Annotated in this window: 3 protein-coding genes; 1 reads left to right on the top strand and 2 read right to left on the bottom strand. The window is 71.7% G+C overall.

Annotated features, from left to right (window positions below; genetic code table 11):
- Positions 1-43 precede the first annotated feature (43 nt).
- Both ACFV61_RS12925 and ACFV61_RS12920 read right to left on the bottom strand, forming a co-directional pair.
- Positions 44-2,074: a transglycosylase domain-containing protein gene (locus ACFV61_RS12925; RefSeq protein ID WP_380491594.1), complete on the bottom strand. Its 2,031-nt coding sequence runs from the start codon at positions 2,072-2,074 to the stop codon at positions 44-46.
- A 303-nt stretch (positions 2,075-2,377) separates the two neighbouring features.
- The gene (locus tag ACFV61_RS12920) at positions 2,378-4,558 is read right to left on the bottom strand and encodes a hypothetical protein (protein WP_380491592.1); all 2,181 of its coding nucleotides are present in this window, start codon (positions 4,556-4,558) and stop codon (positions 2,378-2,380) included.
- 201 nt (positions 4,559-4,759) lie between these two features.
- Here ACFV61_RS12920 and ACFV61_RS12915 point away from each other — a divergent pair, with 201 nt between their 5' ends.
- A complete protein-coding gene (locus tag ACFV61_RS12915; protein ID WP_380491590.1) occupies positions 4,760-6,871 on the top strand; it encodes a phosphocholine-specific phospholipase C in 2,112 nt (703 codons plus the stop codon).
- Positions 6,872-6,975: the final 104 nt, after the last annotated feature.

Raw genomic sequence — 6,975 nt, 5'->3', positions numbered from 1 at the left:
CACACCACACCCCGCGGCCGCCCGGCCCCACCGGCCCCAGGCCCTACCGTCCTCCCGGGCCACCGGCCGCCTTCATGTACGAGGTCCAGATCTGGGTGGGCAGCGCGGAGTCCGGGGTGTCCGGGGCGGCGCCGCCCAGCCCCTCCAGTGAGAGCAGCTTCATGTCCTTCAGGTCCGCCCGGAAGACCGTGACGGCCGTGGACATCCGCGCGTCGTAGCCGACGAACCACCCCGCCGTGCGCTCCGGGGTCGTCCCCGGCTTCCCGGCCAGGTCCGGCCCGGCCTCCGCCACCGACTTGGCGCTCCCGGTGCGGACCGCGCTCTTGAGCGCCGCGTCCACCTCCCCCGCGACCTGCGGGGTCAGCGCCTGTACGGCGGTCGGCAGGCGCAGCCCGAGCGGCTCGCCGTTCCGGGTGATCCGCAGGACGGAGTACGGGTCCGTGTGGCTGCCTCCGGCGGCGAAGGCGGCGTAGGCGTCGGCGGTCCTGATCGCGCTCGGTGTGGAGTTCCCGACGCCGAAGGCCGGCACCAACTCCCCCATGCTGCCCGGGAGCAGGCCCAGGTCGGCGGCGGTCTTCTGCACCCGGTCCAGGCCGACGTCCATGGCGAGCTGCATCATCGGCCCGTTGACGGACTGCTCCACCGCGCTCCTCAGGGTGACCGTCCCCCAGCTTCGCTTGCCGTCGTTGGCGGTCTTCGCTATCCGCCCGTTGCGCCCCCAGTACGGCCCCTCCGGGGTCATCACGTTCACGCCGTCGTCGCCGTCGTAGGTGGTGGCGGGCGTCACCGGGGTGCGGCTGCCGCCCCGCTTGCGCTGCACGCCCTCGCTCAGGCCCGAGGCGTAGACCAGCGGGGCGAAGGCCGAACCGACCGGCACCGTGGAGGTGTTGGCGTTGTCGAAGCCCTGTTTCAGGTAGTCGGTTCCGCCGTAGAGCGCGACGATCCTCCCGTCCGGGGCGACCGAGGCGGCACCGACCTTCAGTAACCGGTCGGTCTCGCGGCTGTCGGGGTCGATCCCCTTGGTGGCGTCCCGCACCGCGGCGGCCAGCGCGTTGACCTTGGGCTTGTCGAAGGTGGTGAAGATCTGGTGGCCGCCGAGGTCGAACTGGGCCTGCGTGATGTCGCTGTGGCCCTCCACGTAGGTCCTGGCCATGTCCACCAGGTACCCGACCTGGCCGCTCAGCCCCGCCGCCTTCGGCTGGGTCCTGGGCTCGGGGAACACCGTGTACCGGGCGCGCTCGGCGGCGGAGAGCCTGCCGACCTTCACCATCCGGTCCAGGATCCAGGACCACCGCTCCTCGGCCCTCCGGTGGTTGTTCGCGCTGATCCCCGGATCGAACTGCCCGGCCCCCTTCAACAGGGCGGCGAGGAAGGCCCCTTCGCTCGGGTTGAGCTGCGAGACGTCCTTGCCGTAGTACGCGGCCGCGGCCCGTTCGATGCCGTAGCTGCCGCGCCCGAACCAACTGGTGTTCAGATAGCCGGCCAGGATGTCCGGTTTGCCCATCCGCCGGTCCAGTTTGATCGCGATGACGATCTCGCTCAGCTTGCGGGAGAAGTCCTGACGCTGGTTCAGGTAGTTGTTCTTGACGTACTGCTGGGTGATGGTCGAGCCGCCCTGGGTCTCACCGCCCGAGGCCATCTGGTAGACCGCGCGGCCGATGCCCGTGAAGGAGATCCCCGGGTCCGAGTAGAAGGTCTCGTTCTCGGCCGCCAGTACGGCCCACTGCACCGACTCCGGCACCTGGTCGAGCGGCACCTCCTGCCGGTTGGTCTCGCCGATCCGCGCCATCTCGGTGCCGTCCGCCCAGAAGTACACGTTGTTCTGCTGGGTGGCGAAGGCGTTCAGGTCCTCCGGGACGTGGGTGGTGACGTAGAACCAGGTCAGCCATCCCGTCAGCACCGCGGCCCCGGCCCCCGCCACCAGGAGCAGCTGCCGCCAGGACGGGAGCCAGCGGCGGACTCCGCGCCGCCCTCTGCGCGGGTAGTCGATCCACCGCCGCCCTCCGGGCTCCTCCCCTCCGGCCTCCCCTCCGGGCTTCTCCTTCTCCGCCCCGCCACCTTGGTCAGCACGCACAGTCCGGTCTCCGATTCGCTCGTGGGCACAGACCCCCGAACTCAGACGCGATGGGGGTCGGACCACGGCACAACGGAATTGATGTGATCACGGTCATACCGAGCGGACCGGCGGGGCGGCACGGACCCACCCGGCCTGGGGCGGAACAACGCCGGCCGAGGAGGTGGACCACGGGGAAACGACGACGCCGGGGTGCCTTGTGGCACCCCGGCGGGTGGTCGAGGGCGAGGAAAGCGAACGGGCTATGTCAGGTGGAGTGAGAAGGAAGCCCGTTCATGGCCTCGCCGGGGCCAACGCTAGCAGTCAGGCGGGGATCAGGTCACGCAGGTTTTCCGGGGTGATGACGACGGAGTCCGGGTGCAGGCCCTCCGGGCGTTCCAGACCGATGTACGTGACCGGGCCGGCCGGGAGCGACGTGCCGTCCCACAGCGTGGTGGCGGTGGCGCGCTCGCCCATCAGCTCGGTCAGATGGCGGATCGTCAGGTGGTCACGCCCGACGATGCCCCGCAGCAGCGTGGCGACCGACATCCGGTTCCCCTCGACCCGGTTGGCGTTCGGGTTGCCCTTCAGGTACAGGTGCAGCCACTTGGCGTGCCAGCGGCCGTCGTCCCCACGCAGGAAGGCCAGCGGCAGGGCGACCCTGCCCGGGCCGCGCAGGTCCGACTTCATCCGGACGGTGCGCGGTTCGAAGGGGCGGCCCTGCTGTTCGGCGTCGCGCAGCATGAAGCCGAAGAAGGACTCCTCGACCTCCTCGAAGCCCTCACCGGAGAAGATGTTGACCTGCGGGACGATGGCGCTGCCACGTACGGCGCCCAGGCGCAGGTTGATGAACTCGGAGCCGCCGTCGGGGGCGTCGGTGACGTCTCCGGAGTGCTCGCCCTCGACCTGGCTGAGCGAGGTGTAGGAGAGCCAGCCGAGCGTCTCGTAGGAGTCGTCGAGCATCAGGGCGGACAGGTCGAAGTCGGTGCTGTGACCGGTCTGCTTCCAGTAGACGAAGAAGCGCAGCAGTTCGCCGTCGACCGGGGTGAGGGAACCGCGGGGCAGCACGCCGAGTCCGGCGGTGGTGGCCTTGCCGCTGAGCGGGAGTGCGACGTCGAGTACGTCGGGGTCGATCAGCAGGTGCCCGGGGTCGGGGAGGCGGCGGCTCGTCTCGGCGTCCAGGGCGGCGAGCAGGCGGTCGCGTTCGGGTGCCGGCAGGGGCGGTCGGGTGTCGGTGGTGGCCCAGGCGCGGCCGAGGCGGTTGACGAAGAGGCGGCGCCCGTCCGCTTCCCCGGTGCGGTTGTGGAGGTGTTCGCGGACCGACAGCAGGACCCGGCCGGAGACCTGCGGGGCGGCCTGCTCGACGGCGGCCACGACGGTGTCGCGTTCCTCCGGGGTGCGGCCCGCGCGCAGCAGGCGGTCCAGGGAGCGGAACAGCATGCCCGGGGCGGTGGCCAGCAGCCGTACCGCGCCGGTGACGTCGCCGGCGCCGAGGAGTTCCTCGACGCGGCTGGTGAGGGAGCGGGCCGCCACCTCACCCCGGGCCACGGCGAACACCTCGGCGGCGCGCGGCCAGCGCGGGTACTCGTGCGGGTGGAGGCGCTCACCGAGGCGCTTGAACGCCTCGCGGTGCCCGCTGACGTCGGCGAGCTTGGCGGGGTCGGCGCCCACCACGGCGTCGAGGCCGGCCAGCAGGGCACGGCGGGCCGGTCGGGACAGCGCCCGGAACCGGGTCGGTTCCGCCAGGGTCACGTCGCCGTCGGACAGTGCGCAGGCCAGCCGGAGCACGTCGGTGACGGTGTCCAGGAGGAGGTCGGCGCCGGCCTGGAGGCGGGCGAGGTTGACGACGGCGCGGTTCTCCCGGACCGGGATCGCCTCTGGCTGCGGACCGGCGACGCAGTGCCCGGCGAGCACGCCGAGGTCGCGCAGGCCCTCCTCGCCCAGCGGCGTGGTGCTGCCGGCCAGGGCCAGGTAGAGGGCCGTCACCTCCTCCTCCAGGGCGCCGCCCAGGTGCAGGACCGTCATGCGGTCGCCCGCAGCTGCGATCAGCTCGTCGTGGGCGGCGAGCAGTTCGGCGTAGCTGTGCTGGTAGCGGCCGTAGGACGGGAGGGTCAGCAGGTCGACCACGCCGGTGCGCAGTTGGGCGAGCACACTGCCTCGCGACGCGTCGTCGGCGAGCGCCCCGGCGATGCAGTGCGTCCAGAACTCGAAGGTGTCCGGCACGTTGAGCGGGAAGTCGATGAAGTAGGCGTTGTGCCCGACGTGGTCGCCCACCGACTCGCGGACGGTGCCCAGGGTGCGGGCGGCGGTGTCGACGACCGTCGCCTCGGGCAGCCCCGACAGGTACTCCAGCAGGTCCGCCGAGAGCTTGAAGCCCACGGACATCAGCGCGGCGTCGAACTGCCGCGCCACGACAGCGCCTTGCCCCGCCGGAGCGCCCGGCCGGGAGGGGGCGGGGAGGCGATGGGTGTGCCGGACGACGATGGGTTCGAGACGGTGGACCATGCGGTCATGCTCGCAGAACGGTGCGGGGCGACGCATGCGGGTTTCCGGGCCCGTCGCCGGTGGGTCCGGGGAAGTTGGCTAGACAGGAATTGGCTGAAAACTCATGCGGCGTTCGCTGGGGGACCTCGTACGGCCTGGCTGCGGCACCTATGTTCGAACCTTCTTGGCACCCCCCTGTACCCCGAGAAGGAAGGACACCACGTGGCCTCCATCGACCGGCGCCGATTCCTCCAGCTGAGCGGCGCGTCCGCAGCCGCCGCAGGCCTCGGCGCGTTCCCGCCCGCGGTCAGCAAGGCCCTGGCACTGCCCGCGATCGGCCGGACCCGCTCGATCGAGGACGTCGAACACGTCGTCGTCCTGATGCAGGAGAACCGTTCCTTCGACCACTACTTCGGCACCCTGCGCGGCGTGCGCGGGTTCGACGACCCGCGCCCCACGCTGCTGCCCGACGGTCGGCCGAACTGGCACCAGCCCGCCGCCGCCGTGAAGACCGGCCGCTACCACGACCGCGGTCTGCCCGCCTCCGAGCAGGAGGTGCTGCCCTGGTACATCGACCCCAGGAACACCACCGAGTACCAGGCCGGCACCGACCACGGCTGGAGCAGCGGCCACCTCGCCTGGAACGAGGGGCGCCACGACCAGTGGGTGAACCAGAAGCAGGACGTCATGACGATGGGCCACCTCAAGCGCCAGGACCTGGCGTACCACTTCGCCCTGGCCGACGCCTTCACCCTCTGCGACTCGTACTTCTGCTCCGTCCACGCCGACACCGCGCCCAACCGCATCTACCTGTGGACCGGCACCAGCGACCCGCGCAACGTGTACGGCCGCAAGCCCAACGGCCCCGGCCTGGAGGAGCGCAACAACACCAACGGCTACACCTGGACCACCTACCCCGAGCGCCTGGAGAAGGCCGGCGTCAGCTGGAAGCTGTACCAGGGCGGCTCCGGCGAGCCGGGCACCCCCACGGACAACTACACCGACAACTCGCTGATGTTCTTCGAGCGGTACCAGGTCGCCGAGGGCGCGTCGGGCCCCCTGGTGGACAAGGGCGCCACCGACCACACGCTGAAGGAGTTCCGCTCCGACGTCCAGCAGGGCCGGCTGCCGCAGGTCTCCTGGATCGTCCCGCCGTACAAGTACAGCGAGCACCCGTCCGCGACGCCCACCGACGGCGCGTACTACATCAACCTCGTGCTGGACGCGCTCACCTCCAACCCCGAGGTCTGGGGCAGGACGGTCTTCCTCATCAACTACGACGAGAACGACGGCCTGTTCGACCACGTCGTCCCGCCGATGCCGCCGGTCGTCAGCGGCCCGGGCGGCCAGGGCATCGTCTCCGCCGACCTGAGGGCGAGCCTGCGCGACGAACTGCTCGACCTCGGCAAGCACCCGGGCGAGATGGGCCCGCTGGTCCCCGGCGCCGACCCGGGCGGCCTCCAGCCGATCGGCCTCGGCCCGCGCGTGCCGATGCTGGTCATCTCCCCGTGGTCGCGCGGCGGCTGGGTCTGTTCGGAGACCTTCGACCACACCTCCGTCCTGCGGTTCCTGGAAGCCCGGTTCGGCATCGAGGAGCCCAACATCAGCGCCTGGCGCCGGTCGGTCTGCGGCGACCTCACCTCGGCGCTCGACTTCTCCGGCGCCGACCCGCGGCCGGTCTCGATCCCGGTGCCCGCGCCGATCGCCTCGCAGGGCAAGCCGTACCAGGTGCCGCTGCCCCAGCGGATGCCCACCCAGGAGCCCGGCGTCCGGCCGGCCCGCGCCCTCCCGTACGACCTGGTGGTCAACGAGGAGGAGACGGACACCCCCGGGCGGTTCCAGCTGGATCTGGAGAACCGGGGCGAAGCCGGCGCCTGGCTCTACATCTACGACCGGACCGCGCCGAAGGCCGCCCCCCGCCGCTACACCATCTCGGGCGGCGACACCCTCGGCGACTTCTGGCCGCACTCCGCCTCCGGCGACTACCACCTCGCCGCCCACGGCCCGAACGGGTCGGTGTACGAGTTCGAGGGCAGCGCCCGGACCGAGCTGGTCGCGCTGTTCGACCCGCAGAAGTCCAAGGTGCGCGTCAAGATCACCAACAACGGGCCGGCCGCCCGGACGGTGACCGTCGCCAACGCCTACGCCAAGGGCTCGCAGCAGAGCCGCAGCATCCGGCGCGGCGCCTCGGCCCAGTTCACCTTCGACATACGCCCCGACAGCCGCTGGTACGACATCACCGTCGCCGCCACCGACGGCCCGACCTTCCGCCGCCGCTGGGCCGGCCACCTGGAGAACGGCCGCCCCGGCACCAGCGACCCCGGCACCAGCTGACCGGCGGTGCGGCCCTGACCGTCGGCACAGCGCCCGACCGACGACGCAGCGCCAGAAACGGGACGGCGGCGCCGGGCGCGGGCGAGAGATCTCAGCGGGTGTCG

Origin of the sequence: Kitasatospora sp. NPDC059817, from assembly GCF_042731835.1 — a bacterium.
Taxonomy (GTDB): domain Bacteria; phylum Actinomycetota; class Actinomycetes; order Streptomycetales; family Streptomycetaceae; genus Kitasatospora.
Note: the sequence above shows the minus strand (reverse complement) of the source record. Positions and strands in the feature narration are given on the sequence as shown.